The organism is Paraburkholderia sp. HC6.4b, from assembly GCF_014200875.1.
Lineage (GTDB): Bacteria > Pseudomonadota > Gammaproteobacteria > Burkholderiales > Burkholderiaceae > Paraburkholderia > Paraburkholderia tuberum.
Map to the genome: position 1 here is coordinate 194,305 of NZ_JACHDC010000017.1, position 14,340 is coordinate 208,644.

The 14,340-nt window shown below is 61.5% G+C and carries 12 protein-coding genes; 6 read left to right on the forward strand and 6 right to left on the reverse strand.

Annotated features, from left to right (window positions below; translation table 11 throughout):
- The first annotated feature begins 161 nt into the window (after positions 1-161).
- The 6 genes from HDG34_RS25315 (at position 162) to HDG34_RS25340 (ending at position 6,527) form a co-directional block, all read left to right on the forward strand.
- The gene (locus HDG34_RS25315; protein ID WP_184063051.1) at positions 162-764 is read left to right on the forward strand and encodes an amino acid synthesis family protein; all 603 of its coding nucleotides are present in this window, start codon (positions 162-164) and stop codon (positions 762-764) included.
- Positions 733-1,551 (forward strand): alpha/beta fold hydrolase, encoded by an 819-nt coding sequence (locus HDG34_RS25320; protein ID WP_184063053.1) that lies wholly within the window; start codon positions 733-735, stop codon positions 1,549-1,551. The genes HDG34_RS25315 and HDG34_RS25320 overlap by 32 nt, the downstream gene beginning before the upstream one ends.
- 1 nt (position 1,552) lies before the next feature.
- Positions 1,553-2,476, forward strand: a complete 924-nt coding sequence (locus HDG34_RS25325; RefSeq protein WP_184063055.1) for a flavin reductase — start codon at positions 1,553-1,555, stop codon at positions 2,474-2,476.
- Between the two features lie 11 nt (positions 2,477-2,487).
- Positions 2,488-3,525 carry an LLM class flavin-dependent oxidoreductase gene (locus HDG34_RS25330; RefSeq protein WP_184063057.1) on the forward strand — a complete coding sequence of 346 codons (1,038 nt, stop codon included), beginning with the start codon at positions 2,488-2,490 and terminating at the stop codon, positions 3,523-3,525.
- Between the two features lie 12 nt (positions 3,526-3,537).
- Positions 3,538-5,007, forward strand: a complete 1,470-nt coding sequence (locus tag HDG34_RS25335; protein ID WP_184063059.1) for an aldehyde dehydrogenase — start codon at positions 3,538-3,540, stop codon at positions 5,005-5,007.
- 107 nt (positions 5,008-5,114) lie between these two features.
- Positions 5,115-6,527 carry a cytosine permease gene (locus HDG34_RS25340; RefSeq protein WP_184063118.1) on the forward strand — a complete coding sequence of 471 codons (1,413 nt, stop codon included), beginning with the start codon at positions 5,115-5,117 and terminating at the stop codon, positions 6,525-6,527.
- Between the two features lie 86 nt (positions 6,528-6,613).
- On the opposite strand, the gene HDG34_RS39880 is transcribed toward HDG34_RS25340, so the two are convergent.
- The 6 genes from HDG34_RS39880 to HDG34_RS25370 form a co-directional block, all read right to left on the reverse strand.
- Positions 6,614-8,188, reverse strand: a complete 1,575-nt coding sequence (locus HDG34_RS39880) for a methyl-accepting chemotaxis protein (RefSeq protein ID WP_311734933.1) — start codon at positions 8,186-8,188, stop codon at positions 6,614-6,616.
- A 28-nt stretch (positions 8,189-8,216) separates the two neighbouring features.
- Positions 8,217-9,596, reverse strand: a complete 1,380-nt coding sequence (locus HDG34_RS25350) for an MFS transporter (protein WP_184063061.1) — start codon at positions 9,594-9,596, stop codon at positions 8,217-8,219.
- 37 nt (positions 9,597-9,633) lie between these two features.
- Entirely contained in the window at positions 9,634-11,094 is a 1,461-nt protein-coding gene (gene gabD / locus HDG34_RS25355; protein ID WP_184063063.1) for an NADP-dependent succinate-semialdehyde dehydrogenase, read from the reverse strand.
- Positions 11,095-11,208: 114 nt separating this feature from the next.
- Entirely contained in the window at positions 11,209-12,369 is a 1,161-nt protein-coding gene (locus tag HDG34_RS25360; protein WP_409259547.1) for a porin, read from the reverse strand.
- Between the two features lie 154 nt (positions 12,370-12,523).
- Entirely contained in the window at positions 12,524-13,231 is a 708-nt protein-coding gene (locus tag HDG34_RS25365; RefSeq protein ID WP_184063065.1) for a GntR family transcriptional regulator, read from the reverse strand.
- 12 nt (positions 13,232-13,243) lie between these two features.
- Entirely contained in the window at positions 13,244-14,332 is a 1,089-nt protein-coding gene (locus HDG34_RS25370) for an ABC transporter ATP-binding protein (RefSeq protein ID WP_184063068.1), read from the reverse strand.
- Positions 14,333-14,340 lie beyond the last annotated feature (8 nt).

Below are 14,340 nucleotides of genomic sequence, written 5' to 3' on the forward strand. Positions count from 1 at the left end.
CAGCGCACATTGACCCTCGCACGAGTGCATTTCATGTCCTGAGCGCGGGCGACGCCATTTTCTGGGCCGCCATCCGTGCGCTAGGGTTAACACTCATGGTACGCCGTACTATGGCATACCACAATACTTTACATCAACAACTGACCTTGGGACACCTTGCCATGAGCCTGATTCGCAAATCTATTCTCCATGTCGAGACGGTCTTCGTGGATGGCGACAAAGCCGCCGCGAAGCCGCTGAAGATGATCGGCGCGGCGGCCGTCATCAAAAACCCGTGGGCAGGCCGAGGCTATGTCGAAGATCTGTCGTCCGAGATTCGCGCAATCGCGCCGCAACTCAGCGAGCACCTCACGAAGCTCATCCTTGACGAGGCGGGGTCAGGCGAAGCGGTCGAGGCGTTCGGCAAGAGCGCGATTGTCGGCCTCGACGGTGAGCTCGAGCATGCGTCCGCGCTGATCCACACGCTGCACTTCGGCAACATCTATCGCACGGCCGTCGGCGCCAAGTCGTATCTGGCTTTCAACAACACGCGCGGCCCGGCAAATGCGCCGCTGCTGATCCCGATGATGGACAAGAACGACGAAGGCCGCCGTTCGCATTACCTGACGCTACAGTTCGCGATCGCCGATGCGCCGGCGCCGGACGAACTGGTTATTGCAATTGGCGGCTCGACCGGCGGCCGTCCGCATCACCGCATTGGCGATCGTTACAAAGATCTGGCAGAACTCGGAAATGACCTCAACAATCCTGCATCTGTCAAGTAATCGCGTCGCGCACTATCTCGAGCAGGGAACTGGGGAGCCACTGGTCCTGATTCATGGGGTGGGCATGCAGGCGCGTGCGTGGCACCCGCAGATCGACGATCTGTCGGCCGAATTCAGGGTAATTTCGGTCGATATGCCCGGGCACGGCACGAGCACCGCGCTGGACGTGAATGCCGGATTGCAGCAATTCGTGAATTGGGCCATCGAATTCATCGAAGCACTGGACGCAGGCCCCGTCAATCTGGCGGGTCATTCGATGGGTTCATTGATTGCCGCGGGCGTGGCCGTCACACGGCCCGATCTGGTCAGGCGCGTAGCCGTTCTGAACGGCGTGTATCGTCGAACACCGGAGGCCCGCGACGCCGTACTGCAACGCGCGGCCGAACTTCGATCGGGAACCATTGACGTCGAGACACCGCTCAAGCGCTGGTTCAATGCCGGGGAAACGCAGCACATCGCGGCGCAAAAGGTCGAGTCCTGGCTGAAATCCGTCGATCTGGCAAGTTACGCCACGGCCTATACGGCCTTCGCGAGTGGCGATGAAGTGTATGCCGACGGCTGGCATACGATTGCCTGCCCTGCTCTCGTGCTTACCGGTTCGGATGATGCGAATTCGACCCCGGAGATGGCAGAACAGATGGCCAGTGCCGCCCACAACGGTCGTGCCGTCGTAATCCGCAACGAGCGCCATATGGTGAACCTGACCGCCCCCGAGGAAGTCAATCGCGCCCTCCGCGCCTGGCTGCAGACCGAGCATCTCGCCGAAACGTTGAAATCGGAAGTGTGATATGACCCAAGAGACCGCCAGAATCAATCCTCGCGAACTGCGCGATGCATTCGGCGCCTTCATGACAGGCGTCACGATTGTGACGACGGCAGGAGACGACGGCAAGCCGCTCGGCTTTACCGCAAACTCGTTTTCGTCAGTTTCGTTGGACCCGGCCTTGCTGCTCGTGAGCATCGCAAAGACGTCGAGCAACTACCAGACGTTTTCCACGACGGGACACTTCGCCATCAACATTCTCGCGGAAGGCCAGAAGGATCTATCCAATACCTTCGCGCGGCCCAGCGACGATCGCTTCGCCGACGTGAACTGGCATCTGAGCGCGAACAACAACCCGCTCATCGGCGACGTCAGTGCGTGGTTCGACTGCACAACGCACACGGTGATCGATGCGGGCGACCACGCGCTCATCGTCGGCAAGGTCGAGGCATTCCACTCTGCTGGCTACGCGGGCCTCGGCTATTACCGCGGCGGCTATTTCACGCCCGCCAAGGTATCGGCCGAAGTGATCGCCGGCCCGAAAGTCATCGTGAGCGCGATCATCGCGCGCGACGACAAGGTGCTGCTCACGCGGGACGCGGACAACAGATGGCGTCTGCCTTCGAAAGAAATCGGCAAGGAAGGCGCCGACAAGGCACTCGCCGAGATCTTCGCGAAGTACCAGCCGGACGCATCGGCAAGCTTCATCTATTCGGCGTACAACAACACCGAAACCCACTACCAGTACATCTCGTTTCTCTGCAGCGCGCCGGATGAGGCCGCTGTTGCGGGCGAATTCGTGAGTCTCGACGAGATCGGCTCGAATCAGTTCCAGGACGCCGCCGTCGCCAGCATGCTCGAACGCTACCGCAAGGAAAGCCAGTTGAAGAGCTACAGCATGTACTACGGCGACCATAGCCAGGGCACCGTCCGCCCGCTTCTTTCCTGAAAGGTTACCCCATGCGTTTTTCACTTTTCGTGCACATGGAGCGCGTCTCCGACCAGACCAGTCAGAAACAGCTTTATGACGAGATGGTCGAGCTTTGTCAGATCGCGGACCGGGGCGGCATGCACGCCGTCTGGACCGGCGAGCACCATGGCATGGACTTCACGATCGCGCCCAATCCGTTCCTCAACCTCGTGGATCTGGCCAACAAGACCCAGAACGTCAGGCTGGGCACCGGCACGGTCATCGCGCCATTCTGGCATCCGATCAAGCTTGCTGGCGAAGCGGCGATGACCGACATCATCACCAACGGCCGTCTGGAATTGGGCATCGCACGCGGCGCGTATTCGTTCGAATACGAACGTCTGCTGCCGGGCCTCGATGCATGGGGTGCCGGCCAGAGAATGCGCGAACTCATTCCGGCAGTGAAAAAACTGTGGGAAGGCGATTACGCGCACGAAGGCGAGTTCTGGAAATTCCCTTCGACAACGTCGTCTCCGCGACCGCTCCAGCAGCCGCACCCGCCACTCTGGGTAGCCGCCCGCGACCCGAACAGCCACGAGTTCGCCGTGGCGAACGGCTGCAACGTCCAGGTCACGCCGTTGCATATGGGCGACGAAGAAGTCGAGAAGCTCGCCGGCCATTTCAACGCGGCATGCGAGAAGTTCAGCGACATGCCTCGCCCGCAGATCATGTTGCTGCGCCACACCTATGTCGCGAGCAGCGAGGACGACGCGCAACTGGCGGCCGACGAAGTGAACGTCTTCTATAACTACTTCGGCGCATGGTTCAAGAACGAACGTCCGGTGAGCCGTGGCATGATCAAGTCGCTGAGCAAGGAAGAAATCGCCGCTCACCCGTTCTACACGCCACAAGCCATGCGCAAGAACAACGTCATCGGTACGCCCGATGAGGTGATCGCGCGCCTGAAGGCATACGAAGCGCTCGGCTTCGACGAGTATTCCTTCTGGATCGACACCGGCATGAGCTTCGAGCGCAAGAAGGCGTCGCTCGAACGGATGATCAACGACGTGATGCCGGCCTTTCAGTGAGGACGTAATTCCATGAGTTTTCATTTTCAGCTTTATATCGACGGCCAGTTCGAATCGGGCGCCGCGACGTTCGGAAGCGTGAACCCGGCTACGGGCGAAGTGTGGGCGCAGATGCCCGAGGCCAGGAACGACGAGGTCAACCGCGCCGTGGACGCCGCCAGCCGTGCGCTGACCGATCCTGCGTGGGCCGGCATCACCGCGTCGGCCAGAGGGAAACTGCTGCACAGGCTTGCCGAACTCCTCGAAAAGGCTGCGCCGCGACTCGCTGAAATTGAAACCAACGATACCGGCAAGATCATCCGCGAGACGTCCAGCCAGATCGCGTACGTGGCGGAGTACTACCGCTATTACGCGGGCATTGCCGACAAGCTCGAAGGCAGCCATATTCCCGTCGACAAGCCGGACATGCAGGTCTGGCTCGACCGCCAACCCGTTGGCGTGGTGGCCGCGATCGTTCCATGGAATAGCCAGTTGTTCCTCTCCGCAGTGAAGCTCGGGCCGGCGCTTGCCGCCGGCTGCACGGTGGTGCTCAAGGCATCCGAGGAAGCGCCCGGCCCGTTGCTCGAATTCGCTCGCGTGGTCCACGAAGCCGGGTTCCCTCCGGGTGTCGTCAACGTGGTCACGGGCTTTGGCGCGCAATGCGGCGCCGTGCTCAGCAGCCACCCAAAGGTGGACAAAGTCGCCTTCACGGGCGGCCCCGAAACCGCGAAGCATATTGTCGCGAACACGGCGAATAACCTCGCCAAGGTTTCGCTGGAGCTGGGCGGCAAATCGCCGTTCATCGTATTCGCTGACACCGACATTCAAAGCGCCGTGAATGCACAGGTCGCGGCCATTTTCGCTGCCAGCGGTCAGAGCTGTGTCGCGGGCTCGCGTCTGTTGATCGAAGCATCCGTCAAGGACGAGTTTCTTGCGTTGCTGGTCGAACGCGTCTCGCGCATTCTCGTCGGCTTGCCCAATGACATGGCAACGGAATACGGGCCGCTTTGCACCAAGCGGCAACTGCGTAATATCGAGTCGGTCGTTGCAAGCTCCGTGCGCCAGGGCGCCAAAGTGTTGACGGGGGGCAAGGCTATCGAGCGCGCCGGCTTCTACTACGCGCCCACGATTCTGGACTGTACCGGTGTCGCGAACGCGGACAGTATTACGACGGAACTCTTCGGGCCGGTGCTTTCGGTGGATACGTTCGCCACCGAACAGGAAGCAATCGAAAAGGCAAACAGCACAGCCTACGGTCTTGCAGCCGGCATCTTTACTACCAATCTCACGCGTGCCCATCGCGTTTCAAAGCGCGTTCGATCGGGCATCGTCTGGATCAACACGTATCGGGCGGTTTCGCCGCTCGTCCCATTCGGCGGCTTCGGACTGTCGGGGCATGGCCGTGAAGGCGGATTCGCCGCTGCGCTCGAATACACGACGACGAAGTCCGTGTGGCTTCGCACCTCGGACGACCCGATCAGCGACCCGTTCGTGATGCGCTAGACGGGCGCGCTCCCCTGCCGTATCGATTCAAAGTCGTAAAGGCTGCGCTGTCGCCACACGCATTGCGTTCGTGGTGCGGCGCAGTCTGGTATAAAAATGGAGACATGATGACAAACCCGGCGAACGATAACAGCGTTCTGACCATCGAAAGCAACTCGATCGAGTATGTTGCGCCGGAAAACCGGCACGGCAAACCGGTCGATCTCTTCACCTTGTGGTTCTGCACGAATGTCGCGCCGCTGGCCGTGATTTCCGGCGCTACCTCAGTGCTGATTTTCCACCTGGATCTGGTGAGCGCCATTCTTGCCATCGTCGTCGGGCAATTCTTCGGCGCGATTTTCCACGCCCTCACCTCCGCGCAGGGGCCGCTCGTCGGCGTGCCGCAGATGATTCAGAGCCGTGCGCAATTCGGCCGGTATGGGTCGTTGCTCGTGGTGGGATTCACCACGCTGATCTATCTCGGGTTCTTCGTTTCGAACATCATTCTCGCGGGCAAGACGCTGCACGCCGCTATCCCGCCGGTTCCCGTGCCGGTTGCGACAGTGATGGGCGCCGTTCTCGCGACGCTGGTCGGCGTGATCGGCTATCACTTCATCCATCGCTTCAACAAGGTAGGTGCGTGGTTCATGGGCAGCGCGCTCCTGATCGGCATGATCCTGATGGCGCCGGGCCTCGACGCCCACGTCTCCCAGCAGGGCCATTTCGATCTCTCCGGCTGGTACGCGATGTTCGGACTCTGCGCGGTGTGGCAAATCAGCTTCGCACCGTATACGTCCGACTATTCGCGCTACCTGCCGAGTTCCACCGGGTTCGTCAAGACCTTCGCATTCACCTACTTCGGCACGTCGCTGGGAACGATCTTCGCATTCGTGTTCGGCGTGGTCGCCGTGAGTACCGGCCATACCACCGACGCCATGCAGGCCATCCGCACGCAGACGGGCATGTTCGGCTATGTGCTGATCTTCCTCTTCCTCGTCAATATCATCGGCCATAACGGCATGAATCTGTACGGCGCTGTGCTGTCCTTCATCACCGCCGCGCAAACGTTCCGTCCGCACTGGATGCCTGGCCGCAACGTTCGCGTCGTCGTGTCGACGATCCTGCTGATCGGGTCCACCGTCACCGCGTTGTGGGCGTCGAGCAACTTCATCGCGATCTTCCTGAATGCAATCTTCGCGATGCGCATCGTGCTCGCGCCGTGGATTGCGATCAATCTCGTCGACTTCTACCTCATCAACAAACGACACTACCACGTCGCTGAAATCATCAGCAGTGACGGCGGCATGTACGGCTCGTTCAATGTGACGGCGATCGCACTGTACGTCTTCGGCATTGCGGTTCAGGTGCCGTTCATGGAAGAGAGCTTCTTCCACGGCCCTTGGGCGTCGCTGCTTGGCGGTGCGGACGTTTCCTGGATGGTCGGCCTCGTTGCGACGGCGCTTGCCTACTACCTGCTCGCGCCGACCAACGGTTCACGCTCCCCGCGCCGCGCTCCAGCAGGCGCCACGGCGTCCGAGTAACCGCGCCCGTTGAATCGCGTTTATTGAATTGCGATCTTCAGCCGGCTCGTTGCTGCAACGAGCCGGTTCTGCGTTGCCGCTACGGTCTACGCGTGTTGCCCAGCGTGATCCGCGAGATTGAATACCGCAACGGCATTTTTCAGATCCATCGCGTGGTCTTCCAGCGACTGGGCCGCCGCGGCAGCCTGCTCGACGAGCGCCGCATTCTGCTGCGTGACCTTGTCCATCAGGTTCACAGCCTGGTTCACCTGCTCGATGCCCCTGCTTTGTTCGTCGGATGCTGCCGCGATCTCGCTTACGATGTCGGCCACCTGCCTGATCGCGAGCTTCACTTCGGTCATCGTGCCGCCTGCGTTATGCGCCCGCCTCGCTCCGCTCTGGATTGTCTCCACCGATGACCCGATCAGTTCCTTGATTTCCCGCGCCGCTGTTGCCGAGCGCTGGGCGAGCGCGCGCACCTCGTTCGCCACGACGGCAAACCCGCGTCCCTGATCACCTGCGCGCGCGGCTTCGACCGCCGCATTCAAGGCCAGGATGTTCGTCTGGAAAGCGATGCCTTCGATCACGCCGGTGATTTCCGAAATCTGGTCCGAGCTGCCGCTGATGCGTTCTATCGTCTCGACCATGCCGTGCACCGCTTCATTGCTTGCGTCCGCCATGCTGGACGCGCGCGTCGCCAGTGTACTGGCCTGACGTGCGTTGTCCGCATTCTGGCGCACGGTTTCGGTCAGTTGCGTCATGCTCGCGGCCGTCTCCTCCAGCGAACTCGCCTGCTCCTCGGTGCGCGAAGACAGGTCGAGATTACCAACGGCAATCTCGCTGGACGCAGACGCAATGCGATCGGCGCTGGAGCGAACTCCGCCCACGATGCCCGCGAGACTCTGGTTCATCGCCTTCATGGCCAGCATCAATTGTCCGGTTTCGTCCGTCGACGTCGCTTCGATGCGATTCGTCAGATCGCCTTCGGCGACACACGTCGCCACCGATACGGCCTGTTTCAACGGCCGGGAAATCGTGCGCGATAGCCATCGTCCTGCGAGAATCGACGCTAGCACGGCAATCGACGACGCGCAGAGCACGCTAGCGTAAATCGAGGTGCGCAGCGAATCGAGCTGCGCACGATTCGCCGACACTCTCTGCTGCTCATAGCTTTCCAGCTTTCCGACCGCCGCAATCAGTTTTTCGGTTCCCAGATATGAGCCGAAACTCTCGGTCAACGTGGAGAGGTCGCTCACGTTCACCGAAAAAGCGTCCACCTTCTTGCGCATCTCCACGAGCGGGTCGACGACCGTTCTTACCCACGCGTCGTATTCCCGCTGACCTTCGTTGACCAGTGCCGCACCTTCGGGCGTGGGATCCATCGCGCGGAGCTTCGTCAATTTTTCGCCAAAGTCTGGGCGGTGATCGACGATCCATTGCCTGTGTGACGCCTTCCCGTTGAGGTTGTTCGCCAGAACCGCCCAGATGATGTTGAGATAGTCGCCCGTCCCGTCTTTCAAAAGACGCAACATCTGTTCCGATGCTTCGATCTCTTTCTGCTTCTGATCAATGGCCCGAACGCTGTAAAGACAAACGCACGCGCTGACAATAAAAACGAAAATCGCGCCTGAAAACGCGATGAAGATCTTGCTGGAGATGGAGACGCTTTTAATGATTTTCATGTTGAAACTGGCAAGTTGTGGTTGTAGTTCAGTCTCGTATCGGCCTTGTGCGATTGCCCGGTACCATCAGCACGGCGATTGCCGCCAGCAGACCCGCGGCAGCAAACACAAAGAAGTTCCACGCGAGCACGACGTCCCATTGCGCCAGAACGCCACCGATCAATGGTCCCGCGATCGCGCCGAAGCGTCCTATGCCGAGCGCCCAGCCGATTCCAGTCGCCCGACTGTGAGGCGGGTAGTACTGCGTGATATAAGCGCCAAGCAGCATGGTGTTGCCGATCGTGCCAACCCCCGCGATGCTGACCAGCACATACGTGAGCACCACGCCATGGGCAAACGGCAACGCGCATAGGCTCGCAGCCGCCAGCAGATACAACACGCTGACCACGCGTTTCGAACCGATGCGATCGGCCAACGCACCGCCGGACAGCGAGCCCAGCGCGGCGGCAAGATTGAGCGTCATGAGCAATGCGAGGCTCGACCCGAGCGGATAGCCCGCCTTGCGCATGAGTTGCGGCAGCCACGTGCTCAGGCCGTACAGGAGAAGCAGGCCCATAAACATCGCGAGCCAGAACGCCAGCGTGGCATGAATGAAGGAGCGATCGAACAACGAACGCACAGGCGCGGGGGCGCTTTTTTCAGCGATACGTACTGCGTCGCCGCCGCACTCGTTTTCAAGCCACGCGTGCCGGATCCGCAGCGCACGCGCCAGCGACCGCGCTTCGTCAAAACGTTTTCGTGCAATGAGGAAATCGATCGACTCCGGCAACGAAGGCCCCGCCGCGAGCACCAGCAGCAGAGGCAGCGCGCCCAGGCCGAACAGCCATCGCCAGCCATGCGTCGGCAACCAGGCGATCGCGAGCAGCGCGACGAGAATGCCGCCGAGCGAATAGCCGGTGTAGATCAACGCGTAGTTGAACGAGCGCCGGTGCGGTGGAGAATATTCGACGGTGAGCGCCGCGGCGGTCGGCACGACGCCGCCCAGCCCCAACCCGCCCACGACACGCGCGACGACGAAGACCGTGGGCGTGGGCGCCAGCGCCGCCGCAGCCATCATGGCCGAGAACAGCGCCACGCTGCCGAGTAATACCCAGCGCCGGCCGATCAGGTCGCTCACCGTGCCGGCACACATCGCGCCGATCATCATGCCCGCTAATGAGCAACTCGCAATCGCGCCCAACTGGAATGGCGAGAGCGACCAGTTCGTGCCATGCGTCAGCATGGGCAGCACGGCGCCGTAAATTGCGACGTCGTAACCTTCGGCGAGGATCATCGCCAGACAGATCGCGACGACGCGTATCGTTACCGGCAACGGTATGCTCACCGCGCCGGGTTCGGTGCGATCGAGCGCCGTGTCGTGCAAACGGGCCGCGCCCGCTTCATTGTTTCCGGATGACCAGGTATTCATGTTCGAGCGTCCGCTTTTGCACCCCGCTTTTTTCTGGTCAAACCGCCATGCACAGATATTTGATGACGACATAATCGTCGATGCCGTAGTGCGAACCCTCGCGCCCCATGCCCGACTGCTTCACGCCACCGAACGGCGCGACTTCGTTCGAAATCAGGCCCGTGTTCACGCCGACCATCCCGTACTCCAACGCTTCCGCAACCCTCCAGACGCGGCCGATGTCCCGGCTGTAGAAGTACGATGCGAGACCGAACTCGGTGTCGTTCGCGAAGCCGATCACCTCGTCGTCGCTGCTGAATCTGAAGAGCGGCGCGAGTGGGCCGAAGGTCTCGTCTTTCGCGACTTGCATCGCCGGGGTGACGTCCCGGAGCACCGTCGGTTCGAAGAAGCCGTGGCCGAGCGCATGACGCTTGCCGCCCGTGACGACGGACGCGCCCTTCGCGAGCGCATCCGCGATGTGGGCTTCAACTTTCTGCACCGCTGCCTCGTTGATGAGCGGGCCTTGCGCGACATCGGGTTCGGTGCCGCGTCCGACCTTCAGGCGGCTGACCGCTGCGGCGAGCTTTTCCGCGAACTGGTCGTACACGGTGTCGTGCACGTAGAAGCGGTTCGTGCACACGCACGTCTGCCCGCTGTTGCGGTACTTCGATGCGATGGCACCCTGGACGGCCGCATCGACGTCGGCATCGTCGAACACGATGAACGGCGCGTTGCCGCCGAGTTCGAGCGACACTTTCTTGACCGTCGACGCGCACTGGCTCATCAACAGGCGGCCCACCGGCGTCGATCCCGTGAACGAGAGCTTGCGCACGACGGGATTCGACGTCAGCTCCGCACCAATCGCCTTCGGGTCGCCCGTCACCACGCTGAACACACCGGACGGCACGCCCGCACGCTGGGCCAGCACGGCCAGCGCCAGCGCCGAGAACGGCGTCGCTTCGGCGGGTTTGACGACGATGGTGCAACCGGCGGCGAGCGCGGGTCCGACCTTGCGGGTAATCATCGCGGCCGGGAAATTCCACGGCGTGATCGCGGCGCACACACCCACCGGTTCCTTCACCACGACGATGCGCTTGTCGCTCGCCGGCGTCGGAATCGTGTCGCCATACACGCGCTTGCCTTCTTCCGCAAACCATTCGAAGAACGACGCGGCATAGCCGATTTCACCCTTCGCTTCCGCAAGCGACTTGCCCTGCTCCGTCGACAGGACCAGCGCGAGATCATCGGCGTTCTCCATCATCAGACCGTGCCATTTGCGCAGAATGGCGCCGCGTTCTTTCGCGGTCTTTTTGCGCCACGCGGGCCAGGCCGCGTTCGCTGCGTCGATCGCCTGACGTGTTTCGCTCGCGCCCATCAAAGGAACGTTGCCGACGATCGCGCCCGTTGCGGGATCGCGAACCTCGAATGTTTCGGCGTTGGCTGCGCTTTGCCATTCGCCGTTGACGTAGGCCTGTTGTCGAAACAGCAGCGGATCCTTCAACTGGGTTGCCAATTCCATGGTCATTCCTAAAGGGGTTGCAAAAAAGTGTCGCGCGACCCGCTGCAAGCCGGATCGCGCGAATTCATACTCGGGGCGACATCGTGCTCCGCGCGAGGACGGAGCCCACCACGATCAAAACTGGTGATACATGCCGATGCGCACAGCGGTTTGATGATTGTTCGACGAAGCCGAAGCGACTGCGCCATCGAAGATGTCGGCATTCGACGCCGCGCCCGCTGCCTTTTGCCAGACGCCCATCGCGTATAGCGAGGTGCGCTTTGACAAGGCATAGGCCGTCGTGAGTCCCACCTGGTGGTAAATCGGAATCGACTGGTCGTAGCCGACGTTGCCGTGCGTGTACACGTACTGCGCACCGACGTACCACGCCGACGTCAGGTTGTAGCGGCCCCACGCTTCGTAGTTCGCAAAAATCACCGTGCCCTGCGTGCCGTTGGCGTCGTTGAACTTCGTGTTGGTGTAATCCAGACCGAGCGTCGCCGAACCCAGCGCGTAGTTGATCGCCGCACCGAAGATCTGCTCATTGGCCGGATTGCCCACGTAGCTGAACGGGCCGCTCGCGCCAATCGCCGCGCCGGTGGTGTTGCTCACGTAATTTCCGTCGGTCAGAAGTGCCGCGGGATGCTTCGCGTACAGGTAAGCGCCCGCGATGTTGAACCCGCCAAAAGCGTAATTCGCCCCGAGGCTCCACAAGCCGGTCGTTCCACGGCCGGGCGCGTTCGTATTGGTGAACGAATAGAGGCCGCCAAAGGTCAGGCCGCCGATCTTCGGACTCGCGTATTTGATCGAATTGTCGACGCGAAAAGAGTTGTCCGTGTTGTCGATGTCACCAGCATGAACGAGCGGTCCCCCGAGTTGTCCGGGCGCGGTGAGCGGTTGCAGATAATCGACCACCGAATCGTACTGGCGCCCGAGCGTGACCGTGCCGAGATGCGCATCCGAAAGCCCTACGTAGGCCTGACGGCCGAACAGGCGTCCGCCCTGGCGGCTTTGGCCGTTTTCCGTGCTGAAACCCGATTCCAGCTTGAACAGCGCGCTCAGACCGCCGCCGAGATCCTCGCTGCCCTTCAAACCCCAGCGGCTGCCATAGACGCCGTCATACGTACCGTCGCGCATGCGCCAAAGCGAATGGCCGCCGCTGTTGCTGACGTAGTCGATGCCCTCGTCGATCACGCCATACAGCGTGACGGACGATTGCGCGTGCGCGTTCAACGCGACGAAAGCGCTCCCCGCCAATAACCACATAGCAATGTTCTTCTTATCACGACGTTTCATGCTTTCTTCTCTCCTTGTCAAATGCGCTGCTAACCCGCCACGAAACGTGGGGGCGTGTGGGTGAACTTGCTTTTTCCTTCTGAACGCTTCGTCGTACCGAGCCGTTTTATCCTTTCTATCGCCGCTTCTGCGCAAGGAGCAAAGGGCCCGAAGATTACCCCGCGCGTTTCAGGAGCAAGAGCCCCTGCCCTTCAACCAACAGCTTCCTGGCGATTTCCGCCACCCCGCTGATGTGCGTGACGGCGGCGCTGTGCGCGGCGACCGCGTCCCCCGCGCGTATCGCGGCCAGGATCTGACGCATTTCCAGAACTGCCTGGCTGCCGCGATCGTCGGACGCGATGGTCAACGCTCGCAGACGGTTGATTCTTGCCGTCAGCGACTGGACGATTTCCCACGCGACATGTTTGTGGCCCGCGGTGAACATGCGCTCGTAAAACGCCGTCGTGAACGCCAGCACTGCGCGATAGTCCCGGTCATCGAAAGCGAGCTGAATGCTGTCGATCAGTGCGTCCAGATCGTCGACGGTGCGTGCGTCGGCAAGCCGCGCACAGGCGGACGCCGCTTCGCCCTCCAGCAGGCCGCGAATTTCGTAAATCTCCGTTGCGGTCTTGAGATCGAGCACGGCAACGATGGGCCCCTGATTCGGCAGGGTATCGACGAGCCCCTCCGTCTCCAGATGGCGCAGCACTTCGCGCACGACCGTGCGGCTCACGCCCAGCTCTTCACACAAGGTCCGCTCGACCAGCCGGGCGCCTGGCTGAAAACGCGCGTCCAGGATGGCGCTACGCATTTTCTCGAGCGCAAGCGCTCTGAGCGTGGTCGTTCGGCGCTCAACTTTCAGGGACGAGATCGGTTGGTGCATTGCTGTATCCGATCAAGCCTGCGCGAACAGCCTCGTGTCGCGCGCATCCCAGTCGATCCAGGCCTGCGTGCCGATGACGATCCCACTGTCCCGATGATCTCCCGCAGGCATCCGCACTGACATGTCCTGTGCCCACGGCGTCGTCACCGAGTAGTGCATGGCGTCGCCGAGATAGGTGATGTCTCGCACGGTAACTGGCAAGCCCGCCGTGTTTTTGGCCGCCCCGGCAGCGCGAATGCGGATCTGCTCGGGGCGAACCATCAGCGTGCCGTCGCCGCCCACCGAAAGCGTGGCATCGCCGGTGGCCGCGATTGCATGGCCGCTCGGGAAGACGGCGCTCGATTGCGCCGCGTCGCGCGCGGTGATGCGAACAGGCAGGAAGTTCGAATTGCCAATGAAGTTGGCGACGAAGCGCGAAGCCGGATTTTCATAGAGCTCTTCGCCGGTTCCGCATTGTTCGATGCGGCCCTTGTTGAACACAGCGATACGATCCGAAAGACGCAACGCCTCTTCCTGGTCGTGCGTCACGTAGAGAATCGTCACGCCGGTCTCCTGGTGGATGCGGCGCAATTCGAGCTGGATTTCCTCGCGAAGCTTCTTGTCGAGCGCGGACAACGGTTCGTCCATCAGCAGCACAGGCGGGTCGTACGCCAGCGCGCGCGCAATCGCCACCCGCTGTTGCTGGCCGCCCGAGAGCTGGCCGGGCATGCGATCGCGGAACTCCGCGAGATGAAGCAGCGCGAGCATCTGCTCGACCTTCTTCTTGATCTCCGCCTCGGGGCGGCGGCGCACCCGCAAGGGGAAAGCCACGTTTTGCCCGACGGTGAGATGCGGAAACAGCGTGTAGCGCTGAAACACCATGCCAATGTTGCGTTTATTGGGCGCGACCGACAGCAGCGGTTTGCCGTCGAGCAGCACGCGACCCTCAGTCGGCTCCTGAAAACCCGCGACGATATAGAGCGTCGTGCTCTTGCCCGAGCCCGACGGCCCGAGGAAGGTCATGAACTCGCCCTTGCGCACATCGAGCGAAACCTGGTCGATGGCAACGACGTCGTCGTAGGTCTTACGCAGGCGCTGGATTTGCAGGAATGCGGAAGTCATGGCTAATC

Coding starts and splice junctions, on each gene's coding strand:
- HDG34_RS25325 (WP_184063055.1), top strand. CDS start 1,553: ATGACCCAAGAGACCGCCAGAATCAATCCTCGCGAACTGCGCGATGCA.
- HDG34_RS25330 (WP_184063057.1), top strand. CDS start 2,488: ATGCGTTTTTCACTTTTCGTGCACATGGAGCGCGTCTCCGACCAGACC.
- HDG34_RS25335 (WP_184063059.1), top strand. CDS start 3,538: ATGAGTTTTCATTTTCAGCTTTATATCGACGGCCAGTTCGAATCGGGC.
- HDG34_RS25340 (WP_184063118.1), top strand. CDS start 5,115: ATGACAAACCCGGCGAACGATAACAGCGTTCTGACCATCGAAAGCAAC.
- HDG34_RS25365 (WP_184063065.1), bottom strand. CDS start 13,231: ATGCACCAACCGATCTCGTCCCTGAAAGTTGAGCGCCGAACGACCACG.
- HDG34_RS25320 (WP_184063053.1), top strand. CDS start 733: ATGACCTCAACAATCCTGCATCTGTCAAGTAATCGCGTCGCGCACTAT.
- HDG34_RS25360 (WP_409259547.1), bottom strand. CDS start 12,369: ATGAAACGTCGTGATAAGAAGAACATTGCTATGTGGTTATTGGCGGGG.
- gabD (WP_184063063.1), bottom strand. CDS start 11,094: ATGGAATTGGCAACCCAGTTGAAGGATCCGCTGCTGTTTCGACAACAG.
- HDG34_RS25370 (WP_184063068.1), bottom strand. CDS start 14,332: ATGACTTCCGCATTCCTGCAAATCCAGCGCCTGCGTAAGACCTACGAC.
- HDG34_RS39880 (WP_311734933.1), bottom strand. CDS start 8,188: ATGAAAATCATTAAAAGCGTCTCCATCTCCAGCAAGATCTTCATCGCG.
- HDG34_RS25350 (WP_184063061.1), bottom strand. CDS start 9,596: ATGAATACCTGGTCATCCGGAAACAATGAAGCGGGCGCGGCCCGTTTG.
- HDG34_RS25315 (WP_184063051.1), top strand. CDS start 162: ATGAGCCTGATTCGCAAATCTATTCTCCATGTCGAGACGGTCTTCGTG.